Source organism: Mucilaginibacter flavidus (assembly GCF_024055575.1).
GTDB classification, from domain to species: Bacteria; Bacteroidota; Bacteroidia; order Sphingobacteriales; family Sphingobacteriaceae; genus Mucilaginibacter; species Mucilaginibacter flavidus.
The window spans coordinates 508,627-526,071 of record NZ_JAMXOE010000001.1 but is presented as its reverse complement, the minus strand read 5'-3'; the positions used below and the strand labels follow the sequence as shown (position 1 = coordinate 526,071).

At 41.0% G+C, this 17,445-nt stretch carries 26 protein-coding genes; 18 read left to right on the top strand and 8 right to left on the bottom strand.

The window, feature by feature from the left end; genetic code table 11:
• Positions 1-151 precede the first annotated feature (151 nt).
• The 7 genes from NAF19_RS02440 (at position 152) to NAF19_RS02410 (ending at position 3,606) form a co-directional block, all read left to right on the top strand.
• A complete protein-coding gene (locus tag NAF19_RS02440) occupies positions 152-448 on the top strand; it encodes an RNA recognition motif domain-containing protein (protein ID WP_252788157.1) in 297 nt (98 codons plus the stop codon).
• Between the two features lie 136 nt (positions 449-584).
• Positions 585-1,058 carry a hypothetical protein gene (locus tag NAF19_RS02435; protein ID WP_252788156.1) on the top strand — a complete coding sequence of 158 codons (474 nt, stop codon included), beginning with the start codon at positions 585-587 and terminating at the stop codon, positions 1,056-1,058.
• A gap of 61 nt (positions 1,059-1,119) precedes the next feature.
• The gene (locus NAF19_RS02430) at positions 1,120-1,815 is read left to right on the top strand and encodes a CPBP family intramembrane glutamic endopeptidase (protein WP_252788155.1); all 696 of its coding nucleotides are present in this window, start codon (positions 1,120-1,122) and stop codon (positions 1,813-1,815) included.
• Between the two features lie 91 nt (positions 1,816-1,906).
• Positions 1,907-2,314: a hypothetical protein gene (locus tag NAF19_RS02425; protein WP_252788154.1), complete on the top strand. Its 408-nt coding sequence runs from the start codon at positions 1,907-1,909 to the stop codon at positions 2,312-2,314.
• Between the two features lie 51 nt (positions 2,315-2,365).
• The gene (locus NAF19_RS02420; RefSeq protein WP_252788153.1) at positions 2,366-2,698 is read left to right on the top strand and encodes a hypothetical protein; all 333 of its coding nucleotides are present in this window, start codon (positions 2,366-2,368) and stop codon (positions 2,696-2,698) included.
• Between the two features lie 11 nt (positions 2,699-2,709).
• A complete protein-coding gene (locus NAF19_RS02415) occupies positions 2,710-2,925 on the top strand; it encodes a YodC family protein (RefSeq protein WP_252788152.1) in 216 nt (71 codons plus the stop codon).
• A gap of 111 nt (positions 2,926-3,036) precedes the next feature.
• Positions 3,037-3,606, top strand: coding sequence for a pentapeptide repeat-containing protein (locus NAF19_RS02410; protein ID WP_252788151.1), 570 nt, complete (start codon positions 3,037-3,039; stop codon positions 3,604-3,606).
• Between the two features lie 9 nt (positions 3,607-3,615).
• On the opposite strand, the gene NAF19_RS02405 is transcribed toward NAF19_RS02410, so the two are convergent.
• Positions 3,616-4,350: a hypothetical protein gene (locus NAF19_RS02405; RefSeq protein ID WP_252788150.1), complete on the bottom strand. Its 735-nt coding sequence runs from the start codon at positions 4,348-4,350 to the stop codon at positions 3,616-3,618.
• Between the two features lie 604 nt (positions 4,351-4,954).
• Between NAF19_RS02405 and NAF19_RS02400 the strand changes: the two genes are divergently transcribed.
• A complete protein-coding gene (locus NAF19_RS02400; RefSeq protein ID WP_252788149.1) occupies positions 4,955-5,485 on the top strand; it encodes a hypothetical protein in 531 nt (176 codons plus the stop codon).
• Positions 5,486-6,170: 685 nt separating this feature from the next.
• On the opposite strand, the gene NAF19_RS02395 is transcribed toward NAF19_RS02400, so the two are convergent.
• The 4 genes from NAF19_RS02395 to NAF19_RS02380 all read right to left on the bottom strand — a co-directional run bounded on the left by NAF19_RS02395 (position 6,171) and on the right by NAF19_RS02380 (position 8,601).
• Entirely contained in the window at positions 6,171-7,094 is a 924-nt protein-coding gene (locus tag NAF19_RS02395) for a hypothetical protein (protein ID WP_252788148.1), read from the bottom strand.
• Positions 7,091-7,846, bottom strand: a complete 756-nt coding sequence (locus NAF19_RS02390) for a hypothetical protein (RefSeq protein WP_252788147.1) — start codon at positions 7,844-7,846, stop codon at positions 7,091-7,093. Before NAF19_RS02390 ends, NAF19_RS02395 begins: the two co-directional genes overlap by 4 nt.
• A gap of 49 nt (positions 7,847-7,895) precedes the next feature.
• The gene (locus tag NAF19_RS02385) at positions 7,896-8,318 is read right to left on the bottom strand and encodes a hypothetical protein (protein ID WP_252788146.1); all 423 of its coding nucleotides are present in this window, start codon (positions 8,316-8,318) and stop codon (positions 7,896-7,898) included.
• A 91-nt stretch (positions 8,319-8,409) separates the two neighbouring features.
• Positions 8,410-8,601 carry a hypothetical protein gene (locus NAF19_RS02380; RefSeq protein WP_252788145.1) on the bottom strand — a complete coding sequence of 64 codons (192 nt, stop codon included), beginning with the start codon at positions 8,599-8,601 and terminating at the stop codon, positions 8,410-8,412.
• A 258-nt stretch (positions 8,602-8,859) separates the two neighbouring features.
• Here NAF19_RS02380 and NAF19_RS02375 point away from each other — a divergent pair, with 258 nt between their 5' ends.
• The 7 genes from NAF19_RS02375 (at position 8,860) to NAF19_RS02345 (ending at position 13,506) form a co-directional block, all read left to right on the top strand.
• Positions 8,860-9,564, top strand: coding sequence for a S24 family peptidase (locus NAF19_RS02375; RefSeq protein WP_252788144.1), 705 nt, complete (start codon positions 8,860-8,862; stop codon positions 9,562-9,564).
• Positions 9,565-9,728: 164 nt separating this feature from the next.
• The gene (locus NAF19_RS02370) at positions 9,729-10,184 is read left to right on the top strand and encodes a hypothetical protein (protein ID WP_252788143.1); all 456 of its coding nucleotides are present in this window, start codon (positions 9,729-9,731) and stop codon (positions 10,182-10,184) included.
• Positions 10,185-10,474: 290 nt separating this feature from the next.
• Positions 10,475-10,810 (top strand): DUF6616 family protein, encoded by a 336-nt coding sequence (locus tag NAF19_RS02365; protein WP_252788142.1) that lies wholly within the window; start codon positions 10,475-10,477, stop codon positions 10,808-10,810.
• A gap of 222 nt (positions 10,811-11,032) precedes the next feature.
• Positions 11,033-11,491: a hypothetical protein gene (locus NAF19_RS02360; RefSeq protein WP_252788141.1), complete on the top strand. Its 459-nt coding sequence runs from the start codon at positions 11,033-11,035 to the stop codon at positions 11,489-11,491.
• Between the two features lie 61 nt (positions 11,492-11,552).
• Positions 11,553-12,326: a DUF5995 family protein gene (locus tag NAF19_RS02355; protein ID WP_252788140.1), complete on the top strand. Its 774-nt coding sequence runs from the start codon at positions 11,553-11,555 to the stop codon at positions 12,324-12,326.
• Positions 12,327-12,711: 385 nt separating this feature from the next.
• Entirely contained in the window at positions 12,712-13,149 is a 438-nt protein-coding gene (locus NAF19_RS02350; RefSeq protein ID WP_252788139.1) for a hypothetical protein, read from the top strand.
• Positions 13,150-13,506: a type II toxin-antitoxin system PemK/MazF family toxin gene (locus NAF19_RS02345; RefSeq protein ID WP_252788138.1), complete on the top strand. Its 357-nt coding sequence runs from the start codon at positions 13,150-13,152 to the stop codon at positions 13,504-13,506.
• A gap of 415 nt (positions 13,507-13,921) precedes the next feature.
• Here the strand turns inward: NAF19_RS02345 and NAF19_RS02340 are convergent, their stop codons facing one another.
• Positions 13,922-14,134, bottom strand: coding sequence for a hypothetical protein (locus NAF19_RS02340; protein WP_252788137.1), 213 nt, complete (start codon positions 14,132-14,134; stop codon positions 13,922-13,924).
• Between the two features lie 12 nt (positions 14,135-14,146).
• Entirely contained in the window at positions 14,147-14,383 is a 237-nt protein-coding gene (locus NAF19_RS02335; protein WP_252788136.1) for a hypothetical protein, read from the bottom strand.
• Between the two features lie 298 nt (positions 14,384-14,681).
• On the opposite strand from NAF19_RS02335, the gene NAF19_RS02330 reads away from it, so the two are divergent.
• The 3 genes from NAF19_RS02330 (at position 14,682) to NAF19_RS02320 (ending at position 16,382) form a co-directional block, all read left to right on the top strand.
• Positions 14,682-15,182, top strand: coding sequence for a GNAT family N-acetyltransferase (locus tag NAF19_RS02330; protein WP_252788135.1), 501 nt, complete (start codon positions 14,682-14,684; stop codon positions 15,180-15,182).
• Between the two features lie 240 nt (positions 15,183-15,422).
• A complete protein-coding gene (locus tag NAF19_RS02325; protein ID WP_252788134.1) occupies positions 15,423-15,821 on the top strand; it encodes a hypothetical protein in 399 nt (132 codons plus the stop codon).
• Positions 15,822-16,019: 198 nt separating this feature from the next.
• Complete coding sequence (locus tag NAF19_RS02320) at positions 16,020-16,382, top strand: helix-turn-helix domain-containing protein (RefSeq protein WP_252788133.1); 363 nt, start codon at positions 16,020-16,022, stop codon at positions 16,380-16,382.
• A gap of 177 nt (positions 16,383-16,559) precedes the next feature.
• Here the strand turns inward: NAF19_RS02320 and NAF19_RS02315 are convergent, their stop codons facing one another.
• Positions 16,560-17,198: a DUF47 domain-containing protein gene (locus NAF19_RS02315; protein WP_252788132.1), complete on the bottom strand. Its 639-nt coding sequence runs from the start codon at positions 17,196-17,198 to the stop codon at positions 16,560-16,562.
• Positions 17,199-17,445 lie beyond the last annotated feature (247 nt).

The window sequence follows — 17,445 nt, the reverse complement described above, 5'->3', positions numbered from 1 at the left end:
AATTTCGCTGAATCCGAAATCGGACATGCGACATCCGAAATTCATCATCATCATCCCAACGTAATAAAACCTTTCGCCTTTAACTATTCGGCGTTCACCTGCCCGAAATACGCCTTTTTTTGCGTACATTTGCATAAATTTAAAAACATTGATGAAAGTATTTATTGCAGGCTTGCCACTTGAGGTGGATGAGGCCGAATTATCCGCTGTGTTTGGTGATTTTGGGCCCGTAAGGTCGCTCAGGATTATTAAGGACCGCGAGACAAAAGAGAGTAAAGGTTTTGGTTTTGTTGAAATGGCTAATGATGACGAGGCGAAAGAGGCGATTAGGTGCATGAACGGAGCAAGTTATTATGGCCGCCGTATTACAGTTAACGTAGCTGAAGATAAGGGCCCCGGTTTTACTGGTGGCGGCGGTGGAAACAAAGGTGGTTTCAGGCGCAATTAACAGCCAAATAATAATATTCTTTTTTATTGGGAAAAGCTCTCCGAAGGATCGGGGAGCTTTTTTTGTGCCCCCTGGCCCCCTGAAGGGGGGAATGATTTGCTTGAGAATATTTAATCGTTTTTTATAGTTTTGGTAAATGGAACCTTATCTGCTTGAAAAAGAAATATGGAGTGACCAGGACTTCGAAGAGATGAGTTGGCATGATAATCCAATTTACGCTTTTTGTTTTGATGAAAACTACAAGTTGTACTTAGACATCGATTATATCTTTAAATGGGTGTTGAAGGGTAAAAAATATAAGTTTTGGATGGCACCTTGTACGCTTGTTTTTGAAACGGTTTTTGATTTTGTAATGGAAGAAACGGGACCCTATCAATTGGTGATTTTGGACATTACCAGGAGCGAACCGAAGCCACCCAAAAACGAGTACTACACCGATAACAATATAATAGAGTACGATTGGATTATTGAAACATTACACGGCGAAATATCTTTCAGTTCCACCGGCTTTAAACAACATGTTAGGGCCAAACCGCGAATAAATAGCCAGCAAAAACTTAGCCTGGCTGAGCGGGGTGGGATATCGTTTGACACTAAGCCGGCGCTTTAATTGGCGTAATGAATAACTTACTTTATATTTAAACCTAAACAAACCCAACCCACAATTGTAAATGGATGCAATTCCACTTAAGCGCAGCAATACAATCTTAATAACTGGCATAGTATTCGCCATTTTTTATTTTCCTGCCATTGGTCAGCTGTTTTATCACGACGGGCAATTTACTGCAGCCCGCATAGTGAGTTCCCGGGTGGTGATATGGGGAGAAGTACTGCTACTGTACTTTTATGCTGCCGCGATTGAAAAAAACAAACTGCTGCTTTGGGCCGATAAAAAATATAATGCCGGGTTTTACTTTGCTTCGTTTGGCGCGCTGTATCTTTTAGGTATCGGCGCGGGCATCATATCAAAAGCACCGGCCTTATTTGGTTATCACGATGACCGTAAACTACTGCTACGCCTGATGGGCATAGTGGCTACCAGCTGGCCAATGCTGATACTTACTGCGGTAACTGCCGGCATCACCGAAGAATTAATATTCCGCGGCTACCTGGTGCCGCGGCTGGAGGTGCTTTTTAAAAACAAGTACATGCCGGTAATTATATCATCATTGGCATTTGGCTTAATCCATTACCGTTACCACAGCCTTGGCGAAGTTATTTTTGCCACGTTGTTTGGTGTGGTGTTTGCCATACATTACCAATGGTACCGCAATATTAAAATATTGATTATCACCCATGCCTGTGTGGATTTTGTGTCGCTTTGCATTTTTAAACTGGCGCTGCATTATCATCTGCCTATAAAATAAACTCAGCAGTAAAATGGCAACCTTGTATCAAAAAAGATCATCCTCATTTTTATCAAAAATACTCTACATTAGACCGTAAATCTTAATCACAATGAAACGACTGTTACTCTTATCTATCATTCCTTTTTTCGGTTTAAACGCCTTTGCACAAACTAAAGCATCGCCCGCTATAACCCAGGTGTTTATTGATTCTTTGTCTTCGTACATCGTAAAGATTGCACCGCCGAAATATTCTATAAATATATTATACGTTAGCCCGGTATCAGAAGATGGAAAATTGACCGATCCGAAAATTATGCGGGAGGAAGACCTTGATGATACTGTGGATAATAGCGATGTTGTGGTTAAACTGCGTAAGTTTTTGCTGCGAAGCCCTGCCTGGAAGCCGGCCACCGATGAAACATCAAAAGTGATTGCAAGTAAAATAGCGTTTAAAGTAATTATTAAAAAGGGCGAGATTAAAATAAGCCAGGCTGAACCGGATACAAGGAAATTTTAAAAATGACCCTTAGCCCAAACAATTTTCAATTTTGCTGCTTAAATTTGCAGTATGAAACCCGGCGATAAAGTAATTTGCATTAACGATAAAATTGACCCCGACAAAAGCACGGAGATAAGGCAGGATTTTGAGATATGGATAACCCGCGACAAGGAGTACACCATACGCGAAATACTGGATAACAGCGGTATTGTTACCGGCGTGCTGCTGGAAGAGGTGCACAACTACCCGAAGTTTTTTAAACTGATAAACCGCATGCAGGAGCCTGCGTTCGCTATGTGGCGTTTCCGCAAACTTCAATATGCCAGTAAGCCTGCCGAAGAGGAAAGTGCCGTTGAGGAACTGGTAAAAGAAGCCAAAGAACTTGTTAAAATAGAACGATAAACCCCTTCCCCATGGAAAAGAAATTTGTTTTAGGCGATGTTGTGGTGATGATTGCCGATGGCCCCAAAATGGCTGTTGAAGGTTACGAACTTACCGAAGACCCCACAACCAAAGCGCTGATTGAAAGCGATGAATATGTAACCGTAGTTTACTACACCGGCACCGAATTTAAACGCGACGTTTTCCACCAGGATCTGTTGTTGTTTATTGATGAGGTGGTGGAGTAGTTCGGAAAGTCCGAAAGACGGAAAAGTCCGAAAGTCCGAAAGACGCTTCGCAGGCGGGATATTGATAGTGGGGGCAATCACTAATTCACTAAATCACAAATTCACCAATTAATGGGCTCCGTTCACGACGATAAAACTTTTGAAGACATCAGCTACGCAGGCACGACGGTAAGCGGCTGCGAGTACAATGGCTGCACGTTTAAAAAGTGCGATTTCAGCAATAGCAACTTTGCCAATAACAAGTTTATCGATTGTGTTTTTGATGGCTGCAACCTAACCATGATGAAGCTTACCAAAAGCACCCTGAGCAGTGTTGAATTTAAAAACTGCAAAGTGCTGGGCGTAAACTTTACCGACTGCATCGATTTTTTGTTTAGCGTCGGCTTTGCCGGCTGCATATTGGATTACTCGTCATTTATGCTGAAAAAGATGCTGAAAACCCGGTTCAGTAAATCAACTTTAAAAGAGGTCACCTTTACCCAGGCCAACCTCGCCGGCTCCGTATTTGACGACTGCGACCTGAATGGCGCCATATTTAACCGCACCGACATCAGCAGCGCCAACTTTATCACCGCCTACAACTACGACATCGACCCTGAAATTAATATCGTTAAAAAAGCGGCCTTCTCGGCACAAGGCATACATGGGTTGTTGAGTAAGTATCAGTTGAAGATAGTTTAGCAAAACCTGTTATAACGTCGTATAGCTATACAACACATAAAAATTCGGTTGCCCCACTATGGATTCTTTGGTTGGATATCCGTTCCCGTCGAACTGGTACACAAACCCGCCCGATAAATTATTTACATAAGTACTGTATGAGCCAACGTAAAGCAGGTACGAAAAGTAGTAGTTGGGTTTCACGGCCGAAAATGGATTTTTACCCTCGTCATAAATTGCCGGGCCGCCTACTACCGTTGCCGGCGAATCATCGGCTATTTTAAAGCCTTGTACCGAGCTTACGTTCCCCCGTACATCGTAAGTAAAAGCGTTGTAAAATGCACCGCGGTAAAGCCTGGCAACCTGGTTTTTGCTGTTAAGTCTTAAAGTGTCCAAAAAGGTTAGCAAGCCATCACCGTTATGCTCGGTTACAATTGCCTTACCGGCCGAATAAGCAAATGAATATTTGGTACGCAGCTTGCCGGTTGTAACATCATAATTATCCACTTCGGAGGGTTCATCAGCACCGTCATATTTATACACATCAGCATTTATTGCAAGGCCATGGTACATCATGGCATGTGTGGTTAAGTGGTTGCCGGCATCGTAAGTGTAGAGGTCGGTATCGGCATGTATCAGGTCGTAATGGGTTATTTGCTGTTTAACAAGTTCGGTAGCCGAACCGTACGTAGTTTTGCCGCTTGAGCCCTTTTTACAGGCACTAAAAGCAATCACAATTACCAGCAGCAGGAACAATCGTTGCATAAGGGGTATTTTGGTTTGTTAAAGATAATTATTTATTGAAAATGGAACTTGTTTTTATAATAACAGCGGGAATTCTAAGGCGGGCAAATTGATTCTAAAAACTTATTCCTAAATTTATCCCAACCAGCAAGTGACTTTTTTACAAACTAAAAACCTAATCAAGTGCAAAGCTTCCCATTTAAAAAGATATTCTTCGCGACCACGTTCTTTATAATTCCGTTTTCAATTTTAGCAGGTTTTTTAGCTCTTTTCAATATTGTACCTGTAGAATTCAATAACAGGCCAAGGACGGGCTTGGTGGGATTTATCATCCCTATTTTATTTATACCTTTTTTAGGATTCATGTTAAGTGGCTTAAACTGGGTGGTCTTGAATTTTGGATACTGGTTTTATTCTTTGTTTTTTAAACCTGATAGAAAATCAGACTGAGACACGACCCGTTTTATTCTAATTTATTGCATTATAGTGTTTTACAATAATCAGCATTGCTATGCATAATGCTGCCAGCAGGGCTGTTGCCAGCCAGGGGGTGGGGTGTTTAATTAATTGCATGTTGTGTGTTATTGATAAGGATTTTTAACTTTAGGGCTTATAACCCATCACAATGGATTTTTTACTTCGCTTAAAGCACTGGCAATTATTTCTCTTGATGACGGTACCATCATACTTTACGACGTTTTTGGATTCTGCAGGCATTTGGAATTTTGTGTTTTTTGTTTTTTATATTGGGTGGATTTACACCATTGGAATGAAGATGAATTCGTTTCTCCCGTCAGATATCAGGCCCGGCACCAAGTTATTTAAAGTGCATTGCTTGCTTTTGGTGGGTATTACCTTATTTGCATACAATCTATCTGCCTATTCACAATTTTCCCCTTTCGATTCAATCTATAACGCAGTTTTTTTTACTTGTTTTTTATTGATTCTAATCTATCTACAGCTTAGCATTTGGATGTTTGCAGCCCGTATGCTCGAGTCGATGATTGAGGGGGAAATAGTTAACCGTAGCGACTCGTTAAAGGCTTTTTTTTGCCTTTGGATGTTTCCAATAGGGGTATGGTATATTCAGCCTGCCGTGCAAAGGGTATTGGCAAAATATGAAACGCCGGATGCTTTCACCGATTTACCAGCATAAAAATGCGGCTGGAAACAGGTAACGTGAAGTGCTGCGTGAAACTCGCCCGCTTGTTATTGCGAGGAACGAAGCAATCGCGAACTTTGCAGAGCCGCCTTGAATAGTTCGCGGTTGCCGCGCTACGCTACCCCATGGCAGATAATCTATTGAACGAGTGGTGGCATGTCACCCTGAGGTACTCGAAGGGCGAGCGTAAAGGCCAGTGCCCGCGTGCTAAGTAAGTCGTACAGGCCATTGCGCTCATGCTTCGAGTGCCTCAGCATGACACCCCTTTTTGTTATTTCGCCTTCAAGTGCCCCCTCAGTATTTTACAACTCGCAATGACAAGTTTTATAAATTTATTCACCTAAAAATATATCCCGCCTGCCCTCAATCAAACCCTGTATCGCTTGTATCGCTGTAGTGACTCAGTTGACGATACAGGTGATACAAAAACACCCTCTCCATGCGTCATTGCGAGGAACGATCCGCCAGCTGGCGGACTACGCGTGCAAATCAAGGAGCAAAATGCTTGTGGTAACCTATCAGCCGCTGCAAGGTCCCTTTATACTATAAGGTTCATGAATGTCCTTCGTAGAGGTTGCTTCGTTCCTCGCAATGACGGGGTGGTTAGGTTGCTTCGTTCCTCGCAATGACGCGGCGGGAATGGTCGCAATAATATAATGTTAAGCTCGCAATGACGAGCTTATTTTTTTTGTTGTAAAAAAGCGTCCCGCCTCCCATCAATCAATTCCGCCAAATCTTCGCCTTCCAAAATAATATTATTCAAAAAAGCATCCAGCGCCAGTTTTTTGGCCCTCATTTTTACAAGGGTGAGCTGTTCTTCGGTTACCGGCGTGTGTTCTGTAATGGCATTGCGGTAAGCCTCAATATTTTTTTTAATGGCGGCGCGCTCAATGTAGGGTACCAGCAGTTGTTTGTATTTAAGCTCGTCAATCAGTTCGCGGGTGGCATCGGCCATCATTTCGTTTTTTTCGCGGATGGTAAATGAAAGCAGCTTTATGCTGTCTAAAAAATTATAAACCGATGTAGCCATTGCCGATACGTCCTTTTTGTCCTTTTTACGCTTCAATGCCCGCAATGCGTTCTCCTTTGCTGTTTCAAACTGCACCTGCAGGGTAGGGGCATGCCTGGGCGCATCATCGCAAGGCAGGGCCTTAACCAGCCCGGTGCGCTTGTCCGACAGCAGGCACTGCTCAATAAAACGCTCAAACGTAACCAGGCTCAGCCCATAATACTCGCCAAAGCGGTTGCGCACGCCCTGCCATATTGCCTCCGGGATTTCGTTCAGCCTTATAGATGGGTAGCGTTTAATAATGTTGTCTGTAAGCTCATTCACCAGGTAATTGCGGTCGGCCTCGCTTATCTCTTTTGTGCCGGTATCTATAAACGCTTTGGCAATGCTCATCAGCACCACAGCGAATACATCTTTTTTAGGGAGATGGTTCACCGTCTGCTGCTTTAAAATAGCCACCCCGGCGTTACCCGCTTTTACCGGCACGCCTGCCTGTACGGTTGTGCGTGCGGGCACCTGCCCGTTCGTGTTTTGCTGCATTTGCCTGGCGCTCTGTGCTAATAACCCGCCTATGTTCGATTCACCCCCGCTCATAAAACATCCTCCCGCATTTTAACATCTGCAAACTTCATCGCCACCGCGAACCCTCTTTGCGGCTGTTCGAAACCTGCGCCACCTGTTTTTTCTTTTTTGGCGCAACTTTTTTCTTTTTGTTTTTGCCCCGCTGCAAGGTGTATAGGCAGCCAATAATAAAAGTTGCGGGCTATTTGCTCAATAGTTTTGTTGTCGAGATCGCCGAGGTCAATTTTTGAGTCGTAAAAAGTTTTAAAATGCGCAAGCATGGCATTATTGTCGAGCCCGAACCTGTCTTTAAGCATTCGGTTATTCATGGTTTCAACATAAAAAGCAAAAGCTTGCTCACAGCTTATTACTACTACTTGTTTTGGTTTTGGTTTATTGTTTTTATTTAGTGTAACGCTACCTGCAACAAAACCCGGATCAGCACCTGTATCACTACCTGAACACTTAACTGCTGTATCTGGCTGATTTCTATCACGATACATAGCTTCCAAATCGGTTAGTTTATAGGTTACGTTTGCGGTGCCGTTTTTTGGGCCAAAAGTTAGCAAACCTGCCTTTTTTAACTTGCTGCGGCTCCTGAAGAAAGTAGCCCTTGATAGGTGCAGATCTGCCAGTACCTTGGCGTTGTTTCGTTTAAACGGGTTCACCCAATTGGTGCTGTTGCAAACCTCCAGCAGGTAAAAGTAAAGGGCGGTATCGGTAGCGTTAAAATCGTGCTTTTGGTGCAATAGCCAAAAGGCTTTTATTTGTGTAATGTAGTTCATCTGAATATTATTGTTTAAATATGTTTAATATGCTAATTGGCATAATATATTAATATAAAACCATGTCTTCGCCCAGGGTTTGCGTTTCAATCAGCTGGGTGAGCAGGGTTTTAAGTACGGTTTCCCGCGCCCATAGCTGTTCGGTACGGCTGGCATCATCGAGGTACCAGTTAAGCGGGGCATTAATTTCGATGCGCGTTTTGTAAACGTAGTTTTTTGAATGATGCATTTTCGAACCCTCGTAGCTGTTCAGGTTTTCCTCTTTAATAAGCCTGGCAAATTGCTTTGCGGGGATATCCACCTGCAGGCATTCGTCCAGCGTGTTTTTAAAATCGTGCTTATCTTCCAGCCAGAGGGTTAATGTGTCCTCGGTAAGGTCGTGGTCGGCAATGGTAATGCGGTTGTAGTCATAATCAACTGCAATGATGAGCCACCACAGCTTGTCGGTTAGTTTTTGAGATATTTTTATCATGGTAATTAGCCCCCCGGCCCCCTAAAGGGGGAGCGTTTTAATTTAGTATAGCCTTCGTCAGGGATAAAGACTTTTTTCATTTGCTCCCCCTTCAGGGCGCCGGGGGGCTTGGCAGCCATCCCTTGATGTATTTCTGTATAGCCGCAATTTCGTTCCGGTACTTTTCGCAGGTGTATTGGTACGCCCGGTAGCGCAGCAGCTGCTCGGTTTCGCCGTTATGGTGCTGGGTACTGGTTTGCTGATTATTGATTGTTATGTTTATTGCTGAATAGGCCAGGTGCATGGTGTTAGTCGGTAAAGTCGGTTAGCCCCCCAACCCCCTAAAGGGGGAGCATTTTTCATTTAGTGATTGCCATTGGGTAGGGAATAGGCTTGATGCTAATTACTCCCCTTTAGGGGCCGGGGGCATATTCTGTATATTCTTTAAACATTTGTTGGGATTTAATAATTATTGTAGTACTTTAGAAAAAGATTACAATGCAAATATAAAGAAAAAAATGTATATTTGTAAAGAAAATAAATTAAAATATTTATCAACATTATGAACGAGAAGCCAATTAAAAACAAAATAAAGTTGATCAGGCCCGAGACGCTGGAGTTTATTATACTTTATAACCAGCTTCGTGGTAAAGCTTTTAACGGAAATGCCGAACTGGCCGAGGTGCTGGGGTTTAACTCAATAAGTTCAATTACAGAAATAATAAAGAGTCGGCAAAACATTGATCCAGAAAAACTAAAGATATTTAAAGAAAAATACAGCGAATACCTTCCCGGCGGAAAAAATACAGTAAAATCTGAACAGCCAACAGGTCCGCGTGCAAAATTTGAAGGTATCCCGATGTATGAAATTATTGCAACGGCCTCGGGTGTTGAGGTTTACAGCGATATTAATGATAAAGAACCTATGGGGCACATGAACTTTCCGGGTATCGAGGATTGTGACTTTGCCCTGCCGGTTTGGGGGCATTCCATGTATCCCTATTTAGAGAACGGCTGCTGGGTGGCCTTAAAAATAATCCACGACCGTAAAATACTGCCCGGCGAAGTATATTATATTGAATGGGGCGACTACCGCATGTACAAGCGCCTGCTTGCCAGCGACAATGAAGACGAAGTAATCGCCCATTCAGACAACATTACCGAAATTGTTGGCGACAGGCTTAAATATTCGCCGTTTGTTATAAAGATTGAAGAAATTAAAAAGTTGTGCCTGGTAAAGGATATTCATAAGAAGCATAATCATTGAGGGGGGAAGTCCGAAAGATGGGAAAGCTCGGAAGACGGGAAGATAGTAAAGTCCGAAAAGTCAGAGTGGATGAAGATTAGGCTTTCATCGAATTGAAGTCATTTCTTGTAGACTTCAATTTTGTCCACAATTGTAACTGGTCGCTACGATAAGATATTAAATAAATGAAGTACTTAAAGTACATAATATTACTGTTGATCTTTATGTCTTTGGTCTTTTTATCGCGCAAAAACGATAAAAAACAAGAAATTAAAGATGCGCATTTGCTGCACAATGGCATCAAATTTACTGGTAAAGTAACAGGTATCAAAACTTCCCAAAACCACGCTTTTGGAATAATTCTGCTGGAATTGAAAAATACGAATACGCCAAAATTTACAAAATCAACATCAACAATCGAATTCCCATATAAGATATTTGGAGACAATGCTGAGTTATATACCCGCGTTCCGGATGGCCTAACCGTTGGTGATTTGGTTTCTGTTAATTCTGACCTTGTGACTGCCACTTATTTTTACGTAGCTGAAAAAGAACCGCACGAGGGATTTATAAATATAATACACGATTCAACTGACATCGAATTCATACATGAAAATAAGATCGCAGCTAACTCTAAATAGTAAAGCATTGGTGATCTAACTTTGCAGTTGCCACATTATTATTGATTTTGGAGGATATGATATTATTGAGTATAGGTCGGGCGGCAGAACGATGACAAGTGCGGCATATTCAATTGTTGGTTATTTGAACAGCCCTATACGTGATTTTCCTATCTTTCGGTCTTTACCGACTTTCCGGACTTTACTGACTTTCTATAGTAGTAAAAAAGTAGTATTTCCATAACCAATAGTGATAATCCAATTTTTATTCAATAATATTGATAACCCCTTCACTATTAAACCCTAACAGCATGAAATACTACATTGAAGCCTGGAACGCCAAACAAGCGTGGCTCGACTTAGATCAGCAACAACGCGGCGAATACATTTCACAGCTTGGCCCCGCAATTCAACAATTAACCGAACAGGGCGTTGAAATAATTACCTGGGGTGTAAATGACCCGGACACCGATAAGCGCCTCCCGTTTGATTTTTTTGCAGTATGGACGTTCCCGTCCGACGAAATGGCTAAATCATTTGAAGGCCTGGTTGAAGCCGCCGGCTGGCACAACTATTTCGACCAGCAAAATATGAAAGGCGATCCGGCAAGTCCGCAGGATGTTTTGGGGCAATTGATAGGGTTGTAGGGGGAGGAGTCTGAAGTCTGAAGTCTGAAGTCTGAAGTCTGAAAGTCAAAAAGATGAATTGCTGATAAAATAAGCGCGGCTTCTGCATAGCGATGGGTTTTAAACCCATCGCTATCGGAAAGGCCGCGTTTGATTTGTAAACGCGATTTTCCTGAAAAGCCAGGTATCTGCTTTTAACTTATTTCCCTATCTTCGGACTTTACCGACTTTTCCGACTTCAAAATGGAACCCATTAAATATCCATACAGCTTAAATTATAGTTTGGCCACATTTGTGGTGATGCTGGTGTTAATGCTGATGCTGTTTTCGAACGTAGCCGCCAGTCACAGCAATGCTGCCTGGTTAATTTACGGGGTGTTTGTTTTGGTGTTTGTAGCCGTAAGCGTATTGCTGATAGTTAAAAGGCTGTTGCCCGCCGCACAAGGCCAAACCGCGCTCGAACTTAATGAAACCTGCATAATTGATTATCTCCGCAATATTACTGTCGACTGGAAAGATGTGAAAAGCGTCGAACTTATCCGCGGTCGCAGCTCGTCGCTTATACAACTCAATTTGAAATGGGTGAGCGATTACGGCAGCGAGATTGCCATCCCCCTGCGTTTTGTAAAAGGTAAGGACAACGATATTTATAGCCAGGTGCAGGCGTATTTAGCACAATTTGGCAGCGATATCATATTATAATATTATTTTTGACTGAAGGGCAGCTGCTTAGGCTGCTTAATACTTACCTGAAACCCTCACCATGGCAGCTACTACTATTGATGAAGTAATTACCCAGTTAGAAGCTATTATTACCGACAGCATTAACACCAACAACCGGATGGGTTATTTTGCTGCCTTATATTATAAGGTAACCGCCGCCGTGCGCGATGGTATTGCCAAAGGGCAGTTCCAGGATGGCGCCCGGATGGAAAAGTTTGACGTTACGTTTGCCAACCGTTATTTGGATGCTTTGGCCGCATGGAAGGCTAACCAGCCAATTTCAGGATCGTGGCGGGTAGCGTTCGAGGCTACCAAAAGTTCATCGGCACTGGTGCTGCAGCAGTTATTGCTGGGGATGAATGCCCACATTAACCTCGATCTTGGTATTGCTGCTGCCGAAGTATCGGGCGGGCAAATGGATGGCGTACAAGGCGATTTTGACGCCATTAATACCATTATATCAGCCCTGACTTACCAGGTGGTGAATGATATTGACAGGATGTCGCCGCTGTTATCGCTGCTGGGGCTGCATTATAATAACCAAACATCAATATTGATACAGTTCAGCATTAATAATGCCCGTGATGGCGCCTGGTGCTTTGCCGAAGAACTGGTAAAAAAGCAAGGCACCGACTACACCACCTGCATAACCCAGCGCGACCAAACAATCACCAAACTCGCCGGCGGCCTGATACACATGGAGGGCTTTATGCGCTTTACGGTTTGGCTCATCCACCTGTTTGAATGGAAAAACCCGGCAAGGATTATTAAGGCTTTGCATGAGGATAGCAGGATGAAGATTGTGGTGGGGTAGGGTTAACAGAATAGGACTAACAAAATAGTGTCAGCATTTATTTTGTTAAGATTGGGTATCTTTGGTATATAAGCTAAAGTAATTTTCTTATCTGTAACAATTAAACCTTTTTGTTTGTCATATAGTCATAATGTGCAAGAAACTACACAACAAAGTATCTCATATTTACGTAAAAAATCTGTTAGCATTTTTATGATGCAACTATAACTTACTAAGAAAATGTTAACAAATATTTTTTAAAAGTATACACGGTATGTTTTTTGTGATACATTTGTAAGACGGATTTAATACTAATATGTAATAATTTTACATTTCATCAAATAGTTTTAAAAAAACTATAATGTTTAATTACTTCATATACTCAACACAATTAATCATTTTTAAAATGCTAACCGCTGACTCATATTTATATCGAAGCGAAAAATCGTTATTGATTTTATTTCGTATTTGGGTTTACAACAATCTTAAAGCATTTGCTGATAGGTTAGAGCATAGTCTTGTGAATGATTTTACCTCCGGCTGCGAGATATTGGAAAAAGATTTTGTACGTATTACTAATCTTAGTTCTCAAGAAGCAGCTAAAGAGTTAAAGTCGTTTAAAAAATTAGTCTCTTTCATTGAAAGGTTAGATAGGTCTATGATTAATACTAAAAGTAGGAAAATGCAAATTGCATTCAAACCATTTAAAAAAATGGTTTATAAAACAGAGGCTCGTTTGCATAAGATCGCTTATCAAGAACACGAAAGTTTAATAACAGATGAAGTTTTAAAACAGCAAATATCTGATTTTGGCCGTAAGTCTATACTTTCTACATATAATTAAATGTCTTTTAAGAAAGGGGATATAGTCTCATTAAATTTTGAGATGCCAAAAAAACACGATGAATATTTAGAACATCCCGCTGTTATTTTATCTTGTGACGAAGTTTATAATAAAGACAAGTGTTATGTCTGCGTAATGATTTCTGGCACCCCAAGTATTGATAGATTTAGCTTTGTTTTAGATGACAGCATGTATGAGAAAAAACATACTGGTAAAAAATCTCAAGTTAGATGTCATTTAATCCTCTATGTATTAGAAAAATACATCCTTGAGCCTACTCCATTTAATAAATTAAAACCTCAAGCAATGGAAAGGCTAATTGCACACATTGTTGACGCAACATTTGATGCCGCTTAATTTTTAGTTTCATTATTTATTTAAGGTTGGCTAAATAATATGTGGCTGGCTAATATTAAAAAATAGAAGAAGTAACTATCCATTTTGTATTCCATTATTATTTTAATTAATACATTAAAAGACAAGGATCAGAGAAAAAAAAGAAATTATCTCATAGCTTGAGAAACCGATTAGCCTATAGCCATAGGTTTTTTGTTGTGATTTGATTATTTGTAGATTTTTGATAGACCTTACTTGCAATTATGCCTTGAAAAGCAACTGTAAATTGCATCCAGAGCAATTCACGCAAATAATAGTCTGCCCGAAATGTTTCCAGCGGGGACAGTTCACAAAATCAACATAAAACTATTTGGTAATTTTAATGAATAAACCGCACGGATATATATACACCGATGAGTTCATTTTCTGTCCGGAATTAACTAATCGGGTAAATTAATTTGATTTCATCTATCAAATATTGTTGCAAATCTTTATCAATTATCCGAACACCAATAATGCAGCCATTTTCAAAAACTGGCTCAACGTAATCATATATTGGTTTACTCCCTATTCCAAATGATTCACTAAACTTATTCATTACTCCCTGCATTATAATTTGATAGCCTTGTATCGTTTCATTGTCTTTCATATACCCTAAGCATTAATTACCCTTTACGAAATGTTCTATTAGTAACGTGATAGTTGCACCCGCTAATGCTCCAAGCAGTACCAATACAATTTGAAACATTCTATCTGATTGTCTCTCCTTCAGTCGTTGCAACTCCTTTGCATGTAATGCATCATCCATTTGTTTAGATGCGTTCTCAATCGCGGCCGTATTGATATTGTGGATATTTTCTTGACCAGACATTATTCTATTAATATAATCACTACTCATATTACTTGGTTTAATTGTTAAGCTAAAGGTAAACAACGCTTTTAACAATTTAGTCCGAACATTTGTGAACAATCAACAAGAAAAATTCAGTAACACTTTATCCTTATTCAATCCCTTAGGTCAAAAAAGTGCCTTTTAACGATCATGGCTTACGTTATTTTCTTTTTTAAGTTAATTTCGAAAGGTAAGACATACCTGTTTTTATTAATGGTAAACATATTTGCATTGGTTATTTTTGTAGCAATTTGTAATCGATGATAAACACATCGATCCTGAAAATCTTTTAAATCTTTAAATCGTGTTAATTCGCCTTGCCACCCTTACCGATATCCCCCAAATAATGCTGCTAATTGCTGAAGTTGTGCCATTAATGAATGCGGCCGGCAACATGCAGTGGGACAATACTTACCCAAATCCTGCTGTTTTTGAGAAAGATATAGCCCTAAACCAGCTTTGGCTTGCCGAAATTGACGGCGATATTGCAGGCATAAGCGCCATCACCACCGACCAGGAGCCGGAATATGCCGAAGTTGGCTGGGACATTAACGAAACGGCGATAGTAACGCACAGATTGGCTGTTAGTCCGCGGTACCAGGGTAAGGGCGTAGCCGTGGGCCTGATGTTACAAGCCGAACAGGTGGCCATAAATAAAGGCATCAGTAAATTACGAGTAGATACCAATACCAATAACCAGGCTACCCAAAAGCTTTTCCCCAAGCTGGGCTACCAATACGCCGGCGAAATAGGCCTCGGCTTTAGGCCGGGCATGCGGTTTTTGTGCTATGAGAAGGAACTTTAGTTCATGGTTGATGGTTCATAGATCATAGCCGGAAGAGGTGGAGAACCAAGAACCAAGAACCAAGAGTCAAGAACCAAGATAAAAGGTATGTGCCAATTGTAGCTGCTATGAACCATGAACTATCAACTATGAACTTCCCCAAACTTTTTTTTAAATAAACGTAACTACTTAAACCTCACTATCGTAAAAGAACATCAATCACCGAATGTTTTGGCTAGGTAATTGATAAATCTTAAAACGATGGACATATTTTTTTTCTTTCTGATTGCAGGGGTAACAATCATAGTAATGATTTTAAAGTTCGATAAAAAGCAAAATGTAAAAGTTACAGCGGTTTTGCGCGAGAGCAGAAGCATACCTCCAATGTTCCTATTAAAGGCAACAGAACAAAAAATACAATCGTTAAAAGCCATTTTGCGTTATGACGATGCGCCTTTAAATATGGCGGCCGCATCAACAATGGCAAATCTTTATAATAACAAATCAGAAAGTTTAAGGCTGTCGAAAGTACAGGAGCTTAAAGTGCTTTCAGCAAAATATAATAACGGGCAAATTTCAATTGAGGCTTACAATGCAAGGCTTGATGAATTGCTTGACCTGGTACATCAGCACAGCAGCGAATTTGTGATGGTGGGGTAATTTTTTTAGTTGGTTAAGTTGGATTAAGTTAATTGAGTTTTTTAGGTGAAAGGCCGCAGGTTTAAAAACAACTTGCGGCCTTTTTGATTTTAGGTTTTCGACAACTTAATCAACCTAAACAACTGAATTCAACCCAATCAAGTTAAAAGAAAACTAACCCTTGACTATTCCGCATCTTTGTTTATTATTGCAATCAAAATGTCTGACGAAGCAATAGTAAAACGGTTAAAGGTAATTGTAAAAGAGCATGGCGGCCAGCTTGCACTTGCGGGTGCAATTGGTGTCGACCAGGGGTTTATCAGCAAAGTGATAAACAAAAAGCAGGACGTTAGCTATTACCTTATCCGCAAGCTGTGTTTCCAGCTCAAATACTCGCCCGAGTGGCTCATACTCGGTACCGGCGAAAAGAAGATCAACAAACCCGAATCGGCCAAACTGATTACCGAAATACAGATGATGCGCACCGAGCTTGATATACTGCACGCCCGCATGCGTGCCTACGAGCTTGAGTTGAAAGACTTAAAAGACCAGGGCCTGGTAGGGGAGCAAAAAGCGGGATAAAGTCAAAACCCAAACGAGACCGTCATTGCGAGGAACGAAGCAACCTCTGCGCGTGCAAATCAACGATACAAAACTTTTTGGTGACCTAAAAGCGGCTTTAAGGTCAATATTAAGATTTAGGTTCATGACTGTCCTACGTAGAGGTTGCTTCGTTCCTCGCAATGACGCCTTTATAGATTACCTGTTTATCAAAACCACTTCCAGCACATCAGCTGCGCTTTTGCATTTGTTTACCGTGTTTTCTAACGATTGCAGTATCTCGCGGTATTTAATTACGTTAATGGGGTCCTTATCATTTGCAAACAGGCTGGCTACTGCGTTGTAGTAAATCCGGTCGGCCTGGCGTTCGTAGAGTTTTACCTGGCGCAAGGCAATAAGTATTTCATTGTCCGCACGATGTTTTCTTAGCAGTGCAACGCTGTTTTGTATTTCGGCACAGGCCTTTTGTATGATGCCGGTAAGTTCACTAATAGGGGTACTTATATCGGTTATGTTATAAAGGTTTATGCGCGTGCTTGCTTCCTTTATCATATCGGCAACATCGTCAATCGCGCCGGCCAATACATGTATATCGTTACGGTTTAGGGGGGTAAAAACAATCCTGTCAAGCGCCAGGTAAATTTTGTGGGTTATCTCATCGCCATAGTGTTCCAGTTTATCTGCCTGTTTACACAACTGGTCCCGTGCTTCGCCTGGCGCAGTTTCAATAACCGCCAAAAGCAAAGTTGCCATATTGTGTGCATTTTTTGCAGCCATATTAAGCTTGGCGTAGAACAATTCGCGGTTTGGCAGAAAATCCTGGATTAAAACCCTCATAAACAGTTATATTATTAGGAAAACCCAAAAATACGGCTGTATTGTTAAGTGTATATTAAACAGAATAGGCGCAATGTTAAATCTGTGTTATCAATTTTCGTATAACGAAAAGTCAATGTAAGTGCTTAAAAATCAGTTATTTGTTATTTTTTAAAATCCACCAAATTGCGTTTTTATAGCGTTTTTCGATGCTTTTAAGGTTAAGTTAACATTTAAATAATATCATCAAAGATTAATGATCTGTTAA

What these genes read in the sequence shown, in the direction of transcription:
- NAF19_RS02420 (WP_252788153.1), top strand. Translation starts at nt 2,366, where the DNA reads ATGAAACCCGGCGATAAAGTAATTTGCATTAACGATAAAATTGACCCC.
- NAF19_RS02380 (WP_252788145.1), bottom strand. Translation starts at nt 8,601, where the DNA reads ATGCACCTGGCCTATTCAGCAATAAACATAACAATCAATAATCAGCAA.
- NAF19_RS02320 (WP_252788133.1), top strand. Translation starts at nt 16,020, where the DNA reads ATGTCTGACGAAGCAATAGTAAAACGGTTAAAGGTAATTGTAAAAGAG.
- NAF19_RS02325 (WP_252788134.1), top strand. Translation starts at nt 15,423, where the DNA reads ATGGACATATTTTTTTTCTTTCTGATTGCAGGGGTAACAATCATAGTA.
- NAF19_RS02390 (WP_252788147.1), bottom strand. Translation starts at nt 7,846, where the DNA reads ATGAACTACATTACACAAATAAAAGCCTTTTGGCTATTGCACCAAAAG.
- NAF19_RS02440 (WP_252788157.1), top strand. Translation starts at nt 152, where the DNA reads ATGAAAGTATTTATTGCAGGCTTGCCACTTGAGGTGGATGAGGCCGAA.
- NAF19_RS02350 (WP_252788139.1), top strand. Translation starts at nt 12,712, where the DNA reads ATGCTAACCGCTGACTCATATTTATATCGAAGCGAAAAATCGTTATTG.
- NAF19_RS02365 (WP_252788142.1), top strand. Translation starts at nt 10,475, where the DNA reads ATGAAATACTACATTGAAGCCTGGAACGCCAAACAAGCGTGGCTCGAC.
- NAF19_RS02410 (WP_252788151.1), top strand. Translation starts at nt 3,037, where the DNA reads ATGGGCTCCGTTCACGACGATAAAACTTTTGAAGACATCAGCTACGCA.
- NAF19_RS02355 (WP_252788140.1), top strand. Translation starts at nt 11,553, where the DNA reads ATGGCAGCTACTACTATTGATGAAGTAATTACCCAGTTAGAAGCTATT.
- NAF19_RS02370 (WP_252788143.1), top strand. Translation starts at nt 9,729, where the DNA reads ATGAAGTACTTAAAGTACATAATATTACTGTTGATCTTTATGTCTTTG.
- NAF19_RS02340 (WP_252788137.1), bottom strand. Translation starts at nt 14,134, where the DNA reads ATGAAAGACAATGAAACGATACAAGGCTATCAAATTATAATGCAGGGA.
- NAF19_RS02385 (WP_252788146.1), bottom strand. Translation starts at nt 8,318, where the DNA reads ATGATAAAAATATCTCAAAAACTAACCGACAAGCTGTGGTGGCTCATC.
- NAF19_RS02415 (WP_252788152.1), top strand. Translation starts at nt 2,710, where the DNA reads ATGGAAAAGAAATTTGTTTTAGGCGATGTTGTGGTGATGATTGCCGAT.
- NAF19_RS02425 (WP_252788154.1), top strand. Translation starts at nt 1,907, where the DNA reads ATGAAACGACTGTTACTCTTATCTATCATTCCTTTTTTCGGTTTAAAC.
- NAF19_RS02400 (WP_252788149.1), top strand. Translation starts at nt 4,955, where the DNA reads ATGGATTTTTTACTTCGCTTAAAGCACTGGCAATTATTTCTCTTGATG.
- NAF19_RS02430 (WP_252788155.1), top strand. Translation starts at nt 1,120, where the DNA reads ATGGATGCAATTCCACTTAAGCGCAGCAATACAATCTTAATAACTGGC.
- NAF19_RS02435 (WP_252788156.1), top strand. Translation starts at nt 585, where the DNA reads ATGGAACCTTATCTGCTTGAAAAAGAAATATGGAGTGACCAGGACTTC.
- NAF19_RS02335 (WP_252788136.1), bottom strand. Translation starts at nt 14,383, where the DNA reads ATGAGTAGTGATTATATTAATAGAATAATGTCTGGTCAAGAAAATATC.
- NAF19_RS02360 (WP_252788141.1), top strand. Translation starts at nt 11,033, where the DNA reads ATGGAACCCATTAAATATCCATACAGCTTAAATTATAGTTTGGCCACA.
- NAF19_RS02315 (WP_252788132.1), bottom strand. Translation starts at nt 17,198, where the DNA reads ATGAGGGTTTTAATCCAGGATTTTCTGCCAAACCGCGAATTGTTCTAC.
- NAF19_RS02395 (WP_252788148.1), bottom strand. Translation starts at nt 7,094, where the DNA reads ATGAGCGGGGGTGAATCGAACATAGGCGGGTTATTAGCACAGAGCGCC.
- NAF19_RS02345 (WP_252788138.1), top strand. Translation starts at nt 13,150, where the DNA reads ATGTCTTTTAAGAAAGGGGATATAGTCTCATTAAATTTTGAGATGCCA.
- NAF19_RS02405 (WP_252788150.1), bottom strand. Translation starts at nt 4,350, where the DNA reads ATGCAACGATTGTTCCTGCTGCTGGTAATTGTGATTGCTTTTAGTGCC.
- NAF19_RS02375 (WP_252788144.1), top strand. Translation starts at nt 8,860, where the DNA reads ATGAACGAGAAGCCAATTAAAAACAAAATAAAGTTGATCAGGCCCGAG.